This is a genomic window from Streptomyces sp. NPDC050508 (assembly GCF_040655155.1).
GTDB lineage: Bacteria > Actinomycetota > Actinomycetes > Streptomycetales > Streptomycetaceae > Streptomyces.
The window spans coordinates 296,723-310,030 of record NZ_JBFAJJ010000009.1; the positions used below are offsets into that span (position 1 = coordinate 296,723).

Consider the following 13,308-nt stretch of genomic DNA (forward strand, 5'->3'; position numbering starts at 1 on the left):
CCGCTGGGCACAATGGCCTATATGACCTCGCACTCTGCGCCCGCCCCGACCGTCGGCTTCGACCTCGACATGACCCTCATCGACTCCCGGCCCGGGATCCACGCCTGCTACCTGGCGCTGGCGGAGCGCACGGGGACGTACATCGACGCCGATCTGGCGGTCACCCGGCTCGGGCCGCCGCTCGCGGACGAGTTGATCAACTGGTTCCCGGCGGACGAGGTGCCCGCCGTGTCCGACCTCTACCGCGAGATGTACCCGTCGATCGCCATCGCCGCGACCCCCGCGATGCCCGGCGCCCCCGAGGCGATCGCGGCCGTACGGGCGGCCGGTGGGCGGGCGATCGTCGTCACCGCGAAGTACGAGCCCAACGCGAAGCTGCACCTCGCGCACCTCGGCATCGACGCCGACGCCGTGATCGGCAACCTGTGGGCCGAGCAGAAGGCGGAGGCGCTGCGCGAGGAGGGCGCGAGCGTCTACGTCGGCGACCACGTCGGAGACGTACGCGGCGCCCGCACCGCCGAAGCCCTGTCGGTCGCGGTGGCGACCGGCCCGTGCGACGCGGACGAACTGCGCGCGGCCGGCGCGGACATCGTGCTCGGCGATCTCACCGAGTTCCCGCGATGGCTTTCGGACTACCTTTCGGCCCGCGCCTGACGGCGGCCCGCGGCGACGGACTGGAGCACGCCTCCGGCGGCCAGCAGGAATCCGACGCCCATGAGCATGCTCAAGAGGTACATGTACGTCGGAAAAGGCGTCGTGTGGAGCAACAGCGGTACCACGGTGACGAGTGTGGCCACCGCACCGATGAAAAAGACGATGGCACCGGCACGGATCAGTCGGTCACCGGCGGCGGCGGAATTCGTTTGGGTTTTGTCGCGCACTGGACCAGGGTAGTTCCCTGCGCAAAGGAACAACCCGGCGACGTCTTGTCACCGGCCTGAAGACCATTAGCCTTGGTACCGGCGGGTCCCGACGACCCGCCGGTCTGCTATCCGAAGCAGTTTTCCGACGAGTACGAGGACGAGGACAGACGTGCCTACCGGCAAGGTCAAGTGGTTCAACAGCGAGAAGGGCTTCGGCTTTCTCTCCCGTGACGACGGCGGTGACGTCTTCGTCCATTCCTCGGTTCTGCCCGCCGGAGTTGATGCCCTGAAGCCCGGACAGCGCGTGGAGTTCGGGGTTGTCGCCGGTCAGCGCGGCGACCAGGCCCTCTCGGTGACCCTGCTCGACCCGACCCCGTCGGTCGCGGCGGCCCAGCGCAAGAAGCCTGACGAACTGGCCTCCATCGTCCAGGACTTGACGACGCTCCTCGAAAACATCACGCCCATGCTGGAACGCGGCCGCTATCCCGACAAGCCCGCGGGCGCGAAGATCGCGGGGCTGCTGCGGGCGGTCGCCGACCAGTTGGACGTGTAGAAGTCCGGGAGATCCAGGGGATCTTGAGGACCCGGAAGCTCAGCAGGACCTAGGGAAATTCGAGTGCGCTCGGGCCGAGGGGCGGCACCAGCCCCTCGGCCGCCGCACGGGTGAGCAGACCCCGGATCGCCGCGTACCCGTCCTCGCCCAGGTCCGCCGTGAACTCGTTGACGTACAGGCCGATGTGCTGGTCGGCGACGGACGGGTCCATCTCCTGGGCGTGTTCCATGACGTACGGGCGGGAGGCCTCGGGGTCGGCCCAGGCGGCGCGGACGGACGTGCGGATGGTGTCGGCGAGCAGGTTCAACCGCTCGGCGCCCAATGACCGTTTGGCGATGATCGCGCCCAGCGGGATCGGCAGCCCGGTCGTGGCCTCCCAGTGCTCGCCCATGTCCGCGAGCTTGTGCAGGCCGTAGTTCTGGTACGTGAAGCGCGCCTCGTGGATGACGAGCCCGGCGTCGACCTTCCCGTCCCGCACGGCCGGCATGATCTCGTGGAACGGCATGACGACGATCTCGCCGACGCCGCCCGGGACCGTGTCCGCCGCCCACAGCCGGAACAGCAGGTACGCCGTCGACCGCTCGCTCGGCACGGCGACCGTACGGCCGGTGAGGTCCACGTCCGCGTCCCGGGTGAGGACGAGCGGCCCGCAACCCCGGCCCAGCGCACCCCCGCACGGCAGCAGCGCGTACTCGTCGAGGACGTACGGCAGCACGGCGTACGACACCTTCAGCACATCCAACTCACCGCGCTCGGCCATGCCGTTGGTGATGTCGATGTCCGCGAAGGTCACGTCGAGCGCGGGCGCACCCGGCACCCGGCCGTGCGCCCAGGCGTCGAAGACGAAGGTGTCGTTCGGGCAGGGGGAGTAGGCGATCTGCAGAGGCTCGGTGGATTCAGTCGATGCGGTCATGCCTGTTCCAACTCTCCAGTACGGGTGCGCACTTCCCGAATCCCTCCGTCAGGGCCGCGAGCGCGTCGCCGATGCGCCAGGCGGTGCGGTCGCGCGGGCCGACGGGGTTGGAGACCGCGCGCAGCTCCAGGACGGGGATGCCGTGGGCGGCGGCTGCCTCGGCCACGCCGAAGCCTTCCATCGCCTCGGCGAGGGCCCGCGGGTGGCGGGCGCGGAGTTCCGTGGCGCGGGCGGCCGTTCCGGTCACCGTGGAGACGGTGAGTACGGCTCCGGTGCGGGCGCCGGTCGCGGCTGCGAGGTCTCGTACGAGTGCACTCGGCGGACGGTGGGTGACGGTGCCGAAGCCGAGCTCGGTGACCGGGAGGAAGCCGTCCGGTGTTTCCGCGCCCAGGTCGGCGACGGTGATCTCGTCGGCGATCACGAGCGAACCGACGGGCGCCTCGGGCTGGAAACCACCGGCGATCCCGGCGGAGACGACGAGGGCGTACGAGGCGTTGGCGAGGGCGGTGGCCGTAGCGGCGGCGGCAGCGGCCGGGCCCACCCCGGCGGCGATGACATCGACCCAGCTGTCATTCGTGAACGCCCGTGCCACCGCGTCCCGTTCGGCGGGGACGGCGGTGGCGACGAGAATCCGTACGGAGGACGGGGCGGGAGACGTGGTCAGGAGCCCTTCTTGAACTTGAAGGACCAGATGCCCTTGACCGTCTTGTCGCCCTCCTTGATGGAGACGACGGTCGAGTTGCCGGTCGCGCCGTACTGGGTGTTGAAGAACACGCTGCCGGGGATCGTGCGGTAGGTCTTCTTGCTGGAGTCGGTCAGCGGCTGACCGTTCATCAGGATCGTCCAGCCGTTGTCGGCGATCTTCGGGTCGACACCGAAGCGCACGGTCGCGTCCGGGTCGACCGAGATCGACGTGGAGGCCTTCAGGCACTTCGTCAGCTCCGCGGTCTTCACCGCGTCGCCGTCGTTGTAGCAGGTGGCCTCGGTGTGGACCGAGTTCCTCCCGACGGTGATCGTCGAGACCGGCGTCGGCTTGTCGCACGCCGACAGGACGAGCAGTCCGGCGGAAACGGCGCCGGCGGCGGCGACGGCGCGGCGGCGTCGCACAGCGGATTGCATGGTCATGGGGCGAAGGTTATCGGGCCCGTCCAGTACTCCCCCCACGTGGGGTGCGGCGTGCCGGGCCGGGTGGTGCGGGTTAGGCCACTCGCGGGCGTCCGCCGGTCCCGTGCCGGGCCGAGGCGAGCAGGCCGCGCAGGGTGGTCAGCCAGCCCAGGGCGATGACTCCGGCGGCGAGGGTGAAGCCGAGGGCGCCGTTCAGCGGCATCACGATGCCGATCGCGCCGCCGAGCACCCAGGCCATCTGGAGCATCGTCTCCGAGCGGGCGAACGCCGAGGTGCGCACCAACTCGGGCACGTCCCGCTGGATCAGCGCGTCCAGGGACAGCTTGGCCAGCGCCTGGCAGAACCCGGCCGTGGCCGCGAGACAGGCCACCAGGGCCGCGCCGAAGAAGATCGCCGCCGTGACCGCCGCGCCCAGCACGACCGCCATCACCGTCACGATGATGAGTTCCGGCGCCCGCTGCCGCAGCCAGGACCCGACCGCCGTACCGAGCGCGTTGCCCACGCCCGCCGCGACGGCGACTATGCCGAGCGACACGGCGGCGCTCTGCCCGGTCATCGGATGCTCGCGGAGCAGGAACGCGAGGAAGAAGGTCAGGAAGCCGGACAGCCAGCGCAGGGCCGCGTTGGCGCCGAGCGCGTGGGTGACGGCGATGCCGACCGTACGCAGCCCCGGACGCTTGACTTCCTTGGGATGCGGGCCGTGCAGATGGTCCTCGTCCGCCGCGAGCAGCGCGGTGTCCTCGCCCTTGGCCGAGTCGACCTTGGGGTCCAGGAAGAAACACAGGACCGTACCCGCGACGAAGATCACGAAGGCGCCGTAGAGCGGCCAGGGGTCGCCGACGGCGTGCAGGCCGCCCGCGATCGGGGCGGCCACACCGGTGGCGAGGAGCCCGGCGAGGGTGACTCTGGAGTTCGCCTTCACCAGGGAGATGCGGGGTGGCAGCAGGCGGGGCACCACGGCGCTTCTGACGACCCCGTACGCCTTCGAGGCGACCAGGGCGCCCAGGGCCGCCGGATACAGCTCCAGGCTGCCGCTGGCGACCGCGCCGGAGATGATCAGCGCGAGGAGGGCGCGGGCCAGCATCGCGGCGGCCATCGCGGCGCGGCGGCCGTGCGGAAGCTTGTCGAGAAGAGGCCCGATCACCGGCGCCAGAACGGTGAACGGCGCCATGGTGATCGCGAGGTACAGAGCGACCCGCCCCCGCGCCTCATCGGTCGGCACGGAGAAGAAGACGGTCGACGCGAGGGCGACGGTGATCATGACGTCACCGGCGCCGTTCACCGCGTGCAGCTCGATGAGCCGGCCGAGGCCCGACTCGCCCGCGCCGTGCGCGTGGGTCGCCTTGCGGATACCCCGGGCGGTACCGGTGACGGGGAAGTGCAGGGCACGACCCATCGCGCGGACGGAACCGCTCACCCGGCCCGAACCGCCACCTCGGATGTTCCCCTTGGCTCCACCGACACCGGTGGCACCTTGGGGCGACCTTGCGGCTGCCACCCCGTCATAGTGCCCCGAGAAAGGCGCGAGTAGTGCGGTTACCGCACGTATGGAGGCGTGTGGGAGTGGATTATGGGCCGTTCCACAGGTCTCCGGGTGACGGTCGCACCGGTCTCCGTCCGACCGCCGCGCAGCGCCCAAGAGGCCGTCGGTGTGGGCGCATGGCGCGAGAGAAGGTAGCGTGCGTAGCGCGCCGTGGCGATTGTTCTCGGCCGCGCGCCTCTCGGCCATCCCGCAGAATGGATGGCGTAGGCGTGCCCGAGCGCGATCGGGTGCGGACGTCGACGCGGCCTTCCACCAGTGCCCCCAAGGGCCTGGTACATGTCTTTCAGCCGCTCCGTCCGCTCCCTTCGCCACAGCAGGCGCACCCGTGAGACGGCGTAGGAGAGAAGCGATACCTGTGAGCGCAGCGACCACGCGAAGCCGCACCCCCGACCGCCTGTGCGCCGAGGCCGTCGACCTCGCCCGTGCCGCAGCCGAGGAGGCCGCCGCGCCCGGCGTGGTCGGAGAGCACGCGGGCTTCGAATCCGAGGGCGACCGTGTGGTCACGCACTTCTTCGAGTGCAAGGAGTTCGGCTACCGGGGCTGGCGCTGGGCGGTGACGGTGGCGAGGGCGTCCCGCGCCAAGCTGGTCACCCTGGACGAGGTCGTCCTGCTCCCCGGCCCCGACTCGCTCCTGGCCCCCGAGTGGGTCCCGTGGAGCGAGCGTCTGCGCCCCGGCGACATGGGCCCCGGCGACCTGCTCCCCACCGACGCGGAGGACCTCCGTCTGGAGCCCGGCTACACGGGCGAGGACGAGCCCCCGCCGAACTCCGCGGTCTCCGAGGAGATGGCGGAACTGGTCGAGGCGGAGGACGCGGAGGTGACGGCCGGGGTACCCGCGGCCCTCCCGTTCGCGCCGACGCGCGGCTCGATCGCCTCGGTGGCGGAGGAACTGGGCATCCGCCGCGCCCGCGTCCTCTCCCGCTACGGCCTCCACGTCGCCGCCGACCGCTGGGAGGACGGCTTCGGCCCGAAAACCCCGATGGCCCAGGCAGCGCCCGCGGCCTGCGTCAGCTGCGGCTTCCTGGTCGCGGTCGGCGGCTCCCTGGGCCAGGCCTTCGGCGTCTGCGCGAACGAGTTCTCCCCGGCGGACGGCCATGTCGTGTCCTTGGCCTACGGCTGCGGCGGCCACTCGGAAGCAGCGATCATGCCGAAACCGCCGCAGCCGCCGGCCCCGGTGATCGACGAGACGATGGTGGACCCGTTCCCGTTGCGGCCTGCGGCGGATTCGGGGTCGGTTTCGGTGGGCGTGGATGGGGAATCGGCGGAGCTGGGGCACTCGTAGCTCTGTATTCTGACGGCATACGGGAGAGGAGCAGCGGAATGAGCATCGACTCGATCGCGCGTACCGAGTTCCCCGAAGGGCATGTGGTTTTCTTCGGAATCGACGGGAAGATCATCTTGACGCCGCAGAGCTTCGAGCACTCCAGCACCATCCGGTCGATGCACATCGACTCGCTCTCCCTCGGCCGTCAAGCGAAGGTCGCCTCCGACGTATACATCGACTTCCCCGCCGACGAGAACTCCGCCCCCGACCTGGCCATCCTCCGCGATGATGCCCACCGGGAAGGCAAGCGCTACAGCTTCGAAGACGTCCTGCTGATCTCTGAGGTCGTCTCGACCTCGTCCGTCCGCAAGGACTACGACGACTGCACGGCGAAGTACGGGCGCTACGGCATCCCCATCTACCTGGTCGTCGACCCCTACGCGCAGGAAGTCGTCCTCCACACCCAGCCGACCGGCACGGGCTACATCGCTGCCCACACCCACAAGTACGGCACCGGCAAGCTCCCCATCCCTTTGGCTGACGGCCGGACCTTCACCCTCGACCTCGACGAACTCCCGTTTCCGGAGGATTGAGCCGGTTGGTTCAGGGCTTGGTCTCCCTGTCTCCGTAGCGCGGCAGGTTGTCCGTGGAGATCGTCCAGTCGGCGATGGTGACGTCCTCGCCGTAGACGAAGTCCTTGCGGGTGGCGTAGCGGGGGCCTTCGGGGGTGGTGTGGATGTCGGTGAGGACGGCGCCCTCGCCCGTGCGGGGGTCGAAGATCACGTAGACGGGAATGCCGAGCAAGGGATAGTCGCGCATCTTGCTCACCCAGTCGTTGTCCGGGTTGGAGCGGGACACGACTTCGATGGCGGCGATGAGCGTACGTGGGTCGAACGCACCGTCGCCCTCCATGTCCGCCATGGCGATCACCATCACATCGGGGTGGCGCATGATGCCCTCGGGCGCGGCCTCCACGTCCGGCTCTCCCGTGTGGGCCACGAGTTCCTCCGGCATGGCCTTCTCAAGGCGCTTCCGGAGGTGCAGCACGGTGAGTTCGTGCGGCTTCACGGGGGACATCATGTCGTGGACGATCCCTTCCTTGGTGATCTCGAATTTGCCCGGGATGGTGTCGTCCATGGACTCAAGAAGGTCCCTCATGGCCCGGTAGAAGTGGGAGGCGCCCTGCTGCGCGTTGTCCGAGGCGATGGTCATGGCGCTCGCTCCTCGTCGTCTGTGCCCGGGGGCAAGGATCGTCCCCTTCATGCTAGGCGGCTCCTGGAAGATCGGTTCGGCAGTCATGGCAGCGTCCTGGGGTCGGGGAGCGGAAGGCGCGGTCGCAGCTGTCGCAGTTCTGGAGCGGGTGGCGGACCGGCGGTGGTGGTGCCGGGGCCCGGAACGGTGGTGGGGGCGGTAGTTGGGCGGTCAGGCGGTGGGCCAGGAGGGCTGCGGGCCGTCGTAGTACTTCGGGTGGCAGGTCTGTGGTGAGGGTGTGGCGTACGGCTGCGGGGGTGGCGTCTCGTTCCAGCCAGGTGGCGACGCCTGGGGCGAGGTGGGTCGTGTCGCAGGTCGACAGGAGCAGGCGGGAGTCGTGGCGGCGCAGGTCTGTGAGGAGGTCCGTGGCCTGCTGGATGAGGGTGGGGGAGGGGTAGGACGGGCGCGGTACGGGTGGGAGCGCCTTGCGGGGTGTGTGCTTCTTCGGCTTCTTCGGTGCTGCCGGGGCGTGGCTGTCCCTACGGCTGTCGCCGGGCTGGTTGCAGGAGATGGTGCGGGTGATGATGCGGCCGTCGGGGATGCGGTGGCGTTCGCGGCGGAGGTAGCCGTGGGTTTCCAACTCCCGTAGTGCGGCGGCGATTCGGGTCGTGCCCTCCGGGAAACGGGCCGCAAGCGTCTTGATGTCGACGCGGGCTCCTGCGGGGAGGGACTGGATGTGGGCGCCGAGGCCGATCGCGAGGGCCGACAGCTCGGGGTGCTGGGCGAGGTGGTTGCCGATCACCGTGAAGCGGGTGGTGTGGCGGGTGTTGTCGTGAGTCAGCCCGCCGGGCCTGCCGTGCGCGTCGCGCCGCTGGTTCGGGTGTTTGTCGGCGGTGTGCCGGGACTGGGCGCGCGGGGGCGCGCTAATGTCGCGTGTATCCATCGGGAAGCTGTTCTCTTCCTTGGTGGTCAGGCCCTCGCCTTGGGATTGCCGTCCCGGCGAGGGCCGTCGTATGTCCGCGGTCTGCGGTTGTGTTGCGCTGAGCGTAGATCACGCAACCTGCCCGGAATCCAGCCCAGTTGACGATGTTCACCCAGATGGGCGAGCGGTGGGCCTGGCTGCCGGGAGGGTGGGGTGGGGCTTGGTGGGGGTTCTTTCACCGTCGTGGTTCTTGGGGAAAGGCGTCACTTGCACCGGAGTTCGGGTTTCTGGAGTTCGGTGGCTCCGGTGCGAGGTCCAGTACCAGTTCCGCCCAGACCGTCTTGCGGGGGCGCCGCTCCGGGTCCCAGCCCCAGCGGTCGGCGAGCGCGGCCACGATCAGCAGACCCCGGCCCGACTCCTCGTCCGGCGTGGGGTCTTGGGGGCGGGGCGGGCGGTCATCACGGGTGTCGCTGACCTCGATGCGCAGGACGCCGCCGACGACGTAGAGCGTCAGTCTGAAGTCCCGGCCCGGTACGCGACTGTGCGTGGCCGCGTTGGTGGCGAGTTCGGCGACGATCTGGCGGGCCGGGTCCAACGGGACTGCCCAGGTGCGGAGTTGTTCGGTGGCCAGGAGACGGGCGAGGCGGGCGCCGCGTGGGGTGGGGGACAACTGCACCGTGAAGTTACGGATGGGGTTGTCGAGTTGGGGCTCGGAGGCGGTGGTTTCTTGGATCACGTCACTCAGCGTGGCCGCGCGTGCTTACCGTGAACAGTGACATGGCCGTTGCGTACGGTGACTGTCCAGGCGTTGTCCGGTCGTGTCCAGGCTGTCGGGACCGGTCGCGCGGGTAGGGGCGTCGCGGCATGGTCGTACGGATCAGGAGGGGTGCGGGATGAGCGAACCGGGGCAGGTCAACGGCGAGGCGGATGAACCGGGTTGGGAGGTGGACCCGGATGACGAGTGGGGGTTGGCGGTGCTCGCGACGGTTGGGCGGCAGTTGAAGCTGCGGCGCGAGGCGGTGGGGATGCGGGTCCCGGAGTTCGCGGTGGCGGCCGGGTACGGAGAGGACCTGGTCTACAAGGTCGAGGGTGGGAAACGGATCCCCCGGCCTGAGTATCTGGACAAGTCCGAGGAGGTGTTGGGGGCGGACGGGCTGATCTCGGCGATGAAGGAGGACGTGGCCAAGGTCCGGTACCCGAAGAAGGTGCGCGCGCTGGCGAAGTTGGAGGGCCAGGCGGTCGAGATCGCGTTGTACGTGTGCAGCAGCATCCCTGGCTTGTTGCAGACACCTGACCATGCGCGGACCGTGATTGAGGCGGCGCAGCCGCCGTACTCGCCGGACGACGTGGAACGAAGCGTCGCCGCTCGGCTGGCACGGCAGGCGGTCTTCGAGCGAGACCCGGCTCCGTCGATCCACTTCGTCCTGGAAGAGGCACCGCTGCACCGACAGGTTGGGGGCACAATGGTGTGGCGGCGGCAGCTCGAACGTCTGCTGGAGGTGGGGCGGTTGCGAAATGTCACGCTTCAGGTCATGCCGACGAACACCGATGCGCATCCGGGCCTGGATGGCCGGATCGAGCTGCTGAAGTTCCCGGACGGGACGGCGGTGGGGCGTGCCGACGGCGGCTTCGGCGGTCGCCCGACCTCGGAACCAAAACAACTCCGCATCCTTGAGTTGTGGTATGGCATCATCCGGGCGCAGGCTCTCACCCCACGGGAGTCGCTGGCCTTTATCGAGCAATTGCTGGGAGAGACATGATCCGCAAGGCCCCCACCGGGGATGGCTCCGAACTGGCGTGGTTCAAGAGCAGTTACAGCGACGGCACTCAGGGCGACTCGTGTGTCGAGATCGCCACCGTCCCCGGCGTGGTCCACGTCCGTGACTCCAAGACCGTGGAGGGTCCTCGGTTCACCGTCACCCCGGCCGCGTGGACGGGTTTCGTGCACAAGTTGGGGGAAGCGTGACGCCCGAACTCGCCTGGTTCAAGAGCAGTTACAGCGGCGGCACCAACGGCGAGTCCTGTGTCGAGATCGCGGTAGCCCCCCGCACGGTGCACGTCCGTGACTCCAAGCACACCGAGGGCCCCCGCCTCACCCTCACCCCCGCCGCCTGGACGGAGTTCGTCACGCACCCGCGAACGGGTCGCCCAGGACGCCGGCCAGTCGGATGAGCCCCGGGCCGTCTCCGTCGGGCGTTACCGCCGCGTAGACCGTGTAGGTCCAGTCCCGCTCGGCCGCGTACCGGGACGTCCAGGTGAGGACTTCGTCGGCGTCGACCTCGCCCAGGACCTCGTACTCGTACGCCGTCACCGTCGCCACGTCCCAGAAATAGACGCGGTACTGGGCATGGTCCAGCTCCCAGGTGGTGTCACGGGGATCGATGCCGCGAATGTCCATGAAGCGAGCTTAGGCAAGCGAACCCATCCGCCCCGGACTCGCGCCGTGCCTCGGACCCGCTGCTGCCTCGCATCCGCACCCGTCTGCCCTGGACTTGCTCTCGCCGCGGATCCTCTCCAGTGCCTTGCCTCGGACTGGCGCCCCGCCCCGGATCCGTGCCGAGGACGGGAGCTGCTCCCGTCTGTCCCGCGCCCGCCTCACGTCCGTACCGAGCCCCGCATCCACACCTGTCTTTCGAATCATGCCGAGCCCTGGACCAGCCCCCGCACCACCCCCCTCCAGGCTGGGGTTATTTCTAACCGGTCACCAGGCTGAATAGTGGTTAGTTTCACCCCCAGCCTCCAGCTACCCCCTGCACCCCCGCACCGGCACGGTCCGATGGTCCTGCACACCCTCACACCTCTCGGCGCGTCCCTACTACACGCTGCCACGAGATGAGGAGTCCAAAGGGTGTCGTTGCGGGCAGAGTGAACCTTTTAAGCGCTGCCGCTCCAGGATGAGGAAGGCGGCTGAGATTGACGACATTCGATTCGGGCTACACCGGGCCCGCCCACCAGCGCCCAAGCCGGACCCCGGATAGTCGTGGCGGGGCGGCTGGACGATAGTGGAAGCCCCGCCACAGCCGGGTTCTGGTCACTTCCGGCCGGACGGGGCTACGTGCACCGCATATGGTCGCCGCAGTCTTCAGACAGGGCGATCAGGCGAATCGCCAACCAGGGGGAATCGCCGCCCCGCCCAACGGTTTAGTTGTGCCACGCCTGGTAGGCATCGACGAAGCTCGAATTGTTGCAGGTGTAGAGACGTAGGCCGTAGGTGGAGCTGTAATCCATGCATTCCCCAGTGGCCACATTCTTCCAATCGACCCAGGCGCCGCTTGTTGTGGATTCGTATATTACCCACTTCTGGTAGCCGTTGCTGTAGCTCGCAGGGTTGCAGGCATAACCGCGTAGGCCGTATGTAGAGCTGCCGTCGAGGCACAGACCCGTGTTCACGTTCTGGAATTCGTAGGAGCCGCTGTTGTTTACCTCTACCCACTTCTGGTAGCCGTTGTTGTAGCTCGCATCGTTGCAGGCATACATCCGAAGGCCGTAGCTGCCGCTGTCGTCCACGCAGTTCGCGTAGTGACCGTTGACGAGGTTCTCGTCCCTGGCAGTGGCTGCGCTCGCGGATGTCGCTCCGAGTGCGACTCCTCCTGCTAGGAGGCCGGTTAACGCGGCCACGATGGTGATCAGAGACCTGGCCCGGTATCCGAGCCGCCCTACAGTATTTCGCATTGTCGATGTGCGAGGCTTGCAGAATCTCATCTGGTGCAACCCCTTTCCCGTCCGCTGGCCACATGCCAGCCGGATACCCCTACTCCGTGCCGTTGGAGAATTGCGGGTTCCCAAGGATCCTCGGAGCTGTCCGGTACGGCGATGCCCTTTAGTCTGGGCTTAAAAGCCCAGGCCCTCGCAAGGAACTCGATGCTCCGCATGTGTTCTCCTGTATGCACCAGGAATTCGGCGTAGTCGTCTGACGCCCGGTTCGTGGTGGCCTGTCGGCTCTGGGGGGGGAGAGACCGTGCCTGCCGACGCGTCATCGCTGATTCCTCCTGCCCTTGACCAACTCCGGGAGCATCCCGAGGTCGTGTCAGAGGAGGTCCCGAGCCTGCTGGAACGGCTGGCCGAGGTGCTGGACCCGCGTGATAGTGGACGGCAAGAGTCTGCGGGGCGCGGCCGGGGCGAAGGGCCGGAAGGTCCACCTGCTCGCCGCACTCGACCATACCGCCGGCCTGGTCCTGGCTCAGCTGGACGTCGGGGAGAAGACCAACGAGATCACCTGCTTCCAGCAGGCCGACGACATCGTGATCGTCAAGGGCAACCAGAAGAAGCTGCGCAGGCAGCTCAAGTCCCTTCCCTGGAAGGACATCCCGCTTCAGGGCCGTACCCCGGAGCCCGCCAGGCCTTCCAGATCAAGCGCCCGCGGCGCGGGAACGCTATCTGGCCGCGTACAACGGCTCCGACGCCCACATGGGGACCCTGACGCTGCCCAGCGGGGCCGTAGCGTACGGGTCGCGATGGAGGACACGTTCGTCCCGCAGAACGTGAACGGGATGTTCCAGAACTTCCTCGCCACCGACCGGCCTTACCAGTCGGCACTCGGCACCTGGCTGCGCCGCATGGCCCAGGCCGCCGCAGGCGCAAGTCTCGCCTCGTAGGCCGGAAAACAGCACTCCGAGGCCGCGACGGACCAGCGCTGCAACACCGCCGGCAACCTGCGCGGCACGCTCGCCGACCAGCGAAAGCTCTTCCTCAAGCGGCGGCCCGCGAGCACACTGGCCCGGCTGAACCAGATCGAGCAGGCCAGCCTGTCGGCGCTGACCCGCGCTCCGGCGGCTGCGACCTCGTGGTTGAAAGGGCGGAAGCGACCGCTGCCACCGATGAACGTGAACAGGATGCGCATCGGGCGAGGCCACGGGCACCGCACCCCTGCCGTCCGGATCCGCTCTACGCTCCTCCCCGGCATGACCTCCTCCTTCCGCGCGGTACCTTCATCG

The 13,308-nt window shown here is 68.7% G+C and carries 18 protein-coding genes; 8 read left to right on the forward strand and 10 right to left on the reverse strand.

Annotated elements, in window-relative coordinates:
- Positions 1 to 21 precede the first annotated feature (21 nt).
- Positions 22 to 654, forward strand: a complete 633-nt coding sequence (locus AB0I69_RS26630; RefSeq protein ID WP_363098192.1) for a haloacid dehalogenase-like hydrolase — start codon at positions 22 to 24, stop codon at positions 652 to 654.
- Here the strand turns inward: AB0I69_RS26630 and AB0I69_RS26635 are convergent.
- On the reverse strand, positions 633 to 881 hold the full coding sequence (locus AB0I69_RS26635; protein ID WP_327403192.1) for a hypothetical protein: 249 nt from the start codon (positions 879 to 881) through the stop codon (positions 633 to 635). The two genes, AB0I69_RS26630 and AB0I69_RS26635, sit on opposite strands and share 22 nt — an antisense overlap.
- Positions 882 to 1,032: 151 nt before the next feature.
- On the opposite strand from AB0I69_RS26635, the gene AB0I69_RS26640 reads away from it, so the two are divergent.
- On the forward strand, positions 1,033 to 1,416 hold the full coding sequence (locus tag AB0I69_RS26640; RefSeq protein WP_019057239.1) for a cold-shock protein: 384 nt from the start codon (positions 1,033 to 1,035) through the stop codon (positions 1,414 to 1,416).
- A 49-nt stretch (positions 1,417 to 1,465) separates the two neighbouring features.
- Here the strand turns inward: AB0I69_RS26640 and AB0I69_RS26645 are convergent, their stop codons facing one another.
- The 4 genes from AB0I69_RS26645 to AB0I69_RS26660 all read right to left on the reverse strand — a co-directional run bounded on the left by AB0I69_RS26645 (position 1,466) and on the right by AB0I69_RS26660 (position 4,952).
- Positions 1,466 to 2,329 (reverse strand): 1,4-dihydroxy-6-naphthoate synthase, encoded by an 864-nt coding sequence (locus AB0I69_RS26645; RefSeq protein WP_363098193.1) that lies wholly within the window; start codon positions 2,327 to 2,329, stop codon positions 1,466 to 1,468.
- Entirely contained in the window at positions 2,313 to 3,020 is a 708-nt protein-coding gene (locus AB0I69_RS26650) for a futalosine hydrolase (RefSeq protein WP_363098310.1), read from the reverse strand. The genes AB0I69_RS26645 and AB0I69_RS26650 overlap by 17 nt, the downstream gene beginning before the upstream one ends.
- On the reverse strand, positions 2,990 to 3,454 hold the full coding sequence (locus AB0I69_RS26655) for a DUF2771 domain-containing protein (protein WP_363098194.1): 465 nt from the start codon (positions 3,452 to 3,454) through the stop codon (positions 2,990 to 2,992). Before AB0I69_RS26655 ends, AB0I69_RS26650 begins: the two co-directional genes overlap by 31 nt.
- 73 nt (positions 3,455 to 3,527) lie before the next feature.
- Positions 3,528 to 4,952, reverse strand: a complete 1,425-nt coding sequence (locus tag AB0I69_RS26660; RefSeq protein WP_363098195.1) for an MFS transporter — start codon at positions 4,950 to 4,952, stop codon at positions 3,528 to 3,530.
- A 400-nt stretch (positions 4,953 to 5,352) separates the two neighbouring features.
- Here AB0I69_RS26660 and AB0I69_RS26665 point away from each other — a divergent pair, with 400 nt between their 5' ends.
- Together AB0I69_RS26665 and AB0I69_RS26670 are read left to right on the forward strand one after the other, a co-directional pair.
- A complete protein-coding gene (locus AB0I69_RS26665; RefSeq protein ID WP_363098196.1) occupies positions 5,353 to 6,279 on the forward strand; it encodes a DUF3027 domain-containing protein in 927 nt (308 codons plus the stop codon).
- A gap of 38 nt (positions 6,280 to 6,317) precedes the next feature.
- On the forward strand, positions 6,318 to 6,854 hold the full coding sequence (locus AB0I69_RS26670; RefSeq protein ID WP_363098197.1) for a Uma2 family endonuclease: 537 nt from the start codon (positions 6,318 to 6,320) through the stop codon (positions 6,852 to 6,854).
- Positions 6,855 to 6,864: 10 nt separating this feature from the next.
- On the opposite strand, the gene AB0I69_RS26675 is transcribed toward AB0I69_RS26670, so the two are convergent.
- The 3 genes from AB0I69_RS26675 to AB0I69_RS26685 form a co-directional block, all read right to left on the reverse strand.
- Positions 6,865 to 7,473, reverse strand: a complete 609-nt coding sequence (locus AB0I69_RS26675) for a Uma2 family endonuclease (RefSeq protein WP_363098198.1) — start codon at positions 7,471 to 7,473, stop codon at positions 6,865 to 6,867.
- A 52-nt stretch (positions 7,474 to 7,525) separates the two neighbouring features.
- Complete coding sequence (locus AB0I69_RS26680; RefSeq protein ID WP_363098199.1) at positions 7,526 to 8,395, reverse strand: helix-turn-helix domain-containing protein; 870 nt, start codon at positions 8,393 to 8,395, stop codon at positions 7,526 to 7,528.
- 214 nt (positions 8,396 to 8,609) lie between these two features.
- Positions 8,610 to 9,110 (reverse strand): ATP-binding protein, encoded by a 501-nt coding sequence (locus AB0I69_RS26685; RefSeq protein WP_363098200.1) that lies wholly within the window; start codon positions 9,108 to 9,110, stop codon positions 8,610 to 8,612.
- A 157-nt stretch (positions 9,111 to 9,267) separates the two neighbouring features.
- Here AB0I69_RS26685 and AB0I69_RS26690 point away from each other — a divergent pair, with 157 nt between their 5' ends.
- The 3 genes from AB0I69_RS26690 to AB0I69_RS26700 are packed head-to-tail and all read left to right on the forward strand — an operon-like array spanning position 9,268 to position 10,546.
- Positions 9,268 to 10,134, forward strand: coding sequence for a helix-turn-helix transcriptional regulator (locus tag AB0I69_RS26690; RefSeq protein ID WP_363098201.1), 867 nt, complete (start codon positions 9,268 to 9,270; stop codon positions 10,132 to 10,134).
- Positions 10,131 to 10,340 carry a DUF397 domain-containing protein gene (locus AB0I69_RS26695; protein ID WP_363098202.1) on the forward strand — a complete coding sequence of 70 codons (210 nt, stop codon included), beginning with the start codon at positions 10,131 to 10,133 and terminating at the stop codon, positions 10,338 to 10,340. Before AB0I69_RS26690 ends, AB0I69_RS26695 begins: the two co-directional genes overlap by 4 nt.
- On the forward strand, positions 10,337 to 10,546 hold the full coding sequence (locus AB0I69_RS26700; protein WP_363098203.1) for a DUF397 domain-containing protein: 210 nt from the start codon (positions 10,337 to 10,339) through the stop codon (positions 10,544 to 10,546). Before AB0I69_RS26695 ends, AB0I69_RS26700 begins: the two co-directional genes overlap by 4 nt.
- On the opposite strand, the gene AB0I69_RS26705 is transcribed toward AB0I69_RS26700, so the two are convergent.
- Positions 10,500 to 10,772, reverse strand: coding sequence for a hypothetical protein (locus tag AB0I69_RS26705; protein ID WP_363098204.1), 273 nt, complete (start codon positions 10,770 to 10,772; stop codon positions 10,500 to 10,502). The two genes, AB0I69_RS26700 and AB0I69_RS26705, sit on opposite strands and share 47 nt — an antisense overlap.
- 743 nt (positions 10,773 to 11,515) lie before the next feature.
- Positions 11,516 to 12,076 (reverse strand): RICIN domain-containing protein, encoded by a 561-nt coding sequence (locus tag AB0I69_RS26710; RefSeq protein WP_363098205.1) that lies wholly within the window; start codon positions 12,074 to 12,076, stop codon positions 11,516 to 11,518.
- A 377-nt stretch (positions 12,077 to 12,453) separates the two neighbouring features.
- On the opposite strand from AB0I69_RS26710, the gene AB0I69_RS26715 reads away from it, so the two are divergent.
- Positions 12,454 to 12,969, forward strand: a complete 516-nt coding sequence (locus tag AB0I69_RS26715) for a hypothetical protein (RefSeq protein WP_363098206.1) — start codon at positions 12,454 to 12,456, stop codon at positions 12,967 to 12,969.
- The last annotated feature ends 339 nt before the right edge of the window (positions 12,970 to 13,308 follow it).

Bases quoted from the DNA above. Each gene is read 5' to 3' on its own strand.
- AB0I69_RS26645 (WP_363098193.1), bottom strand. From the start codon at position 2,329: ATGACCGCATCGACTGAATCCACCGAGCCTCTGCAGATCGCCTACTCC.
- AB0I69_RS26705 (WP_363098204.1), bottom strand. From the start codon at position 10,772: ATGGACATTCGCGGCATCGATCCCCGTGACACCACCTGGGAGCTGGAC.
- AB0I69_RS26675 (WP_363098198.1), bottom strand. From the start codon at position 7,473: ATGACCATCGCCTCGGACAACGCGCAGCAGGGCGCCTCCCACTTCTAC.
- AB0I69_RS26630 (WP_363098192.1), top strand. From the start codon at position 22: ATGACCTCGCACTCTGCGCCCGCCCCGACCGTCGGCTTCGACCTCGAC.
- AB0I69_RS26690 (WP_363098201.1), top strand. From the start codon at position 9,268: ATGAGCGAACCGGGGCAGGTCAACGGCGAGGCGGATGAACCGGGTTGG.
- AB0I69_RS26710 (WP_363098205.1), bottom strand. From the start codon at position 12,076: ATGAGATTCTGCAAGCCTCGCACATCGACAATGCGAAATACTGTAGGG.
- AB0I69_RS26670 (WP_363098197.1), top strand. From the start codon at position 6,318: ATGAGCATCGACTCGATCGCGCGTACCGAGTTCCCCGAAGGGCATGTG.
- AB0I69_RS26695 (WP_363098202.1), top strand. From the start codon at position 10,131: ATGATCCGCAAGGCCCCCACCGGGGATGGCTCCGAACTGGCGTGGTTC.
- AB0I69_RS26680 (WP_363098199.1), bottom strand. From the start codon at position 8,395: ATGGATACACGCGACATTAGCGCGCCCCCGCGCGCCCAGTCCCGGCAC.
- AB0I69_RS26655 (WP_363098194.1), bottom strand. From the start codon at position 3,454: ATGACCATGCAATCCGCTGTGCGACGCCGCCGCGCCGTCGCCGCCGCC.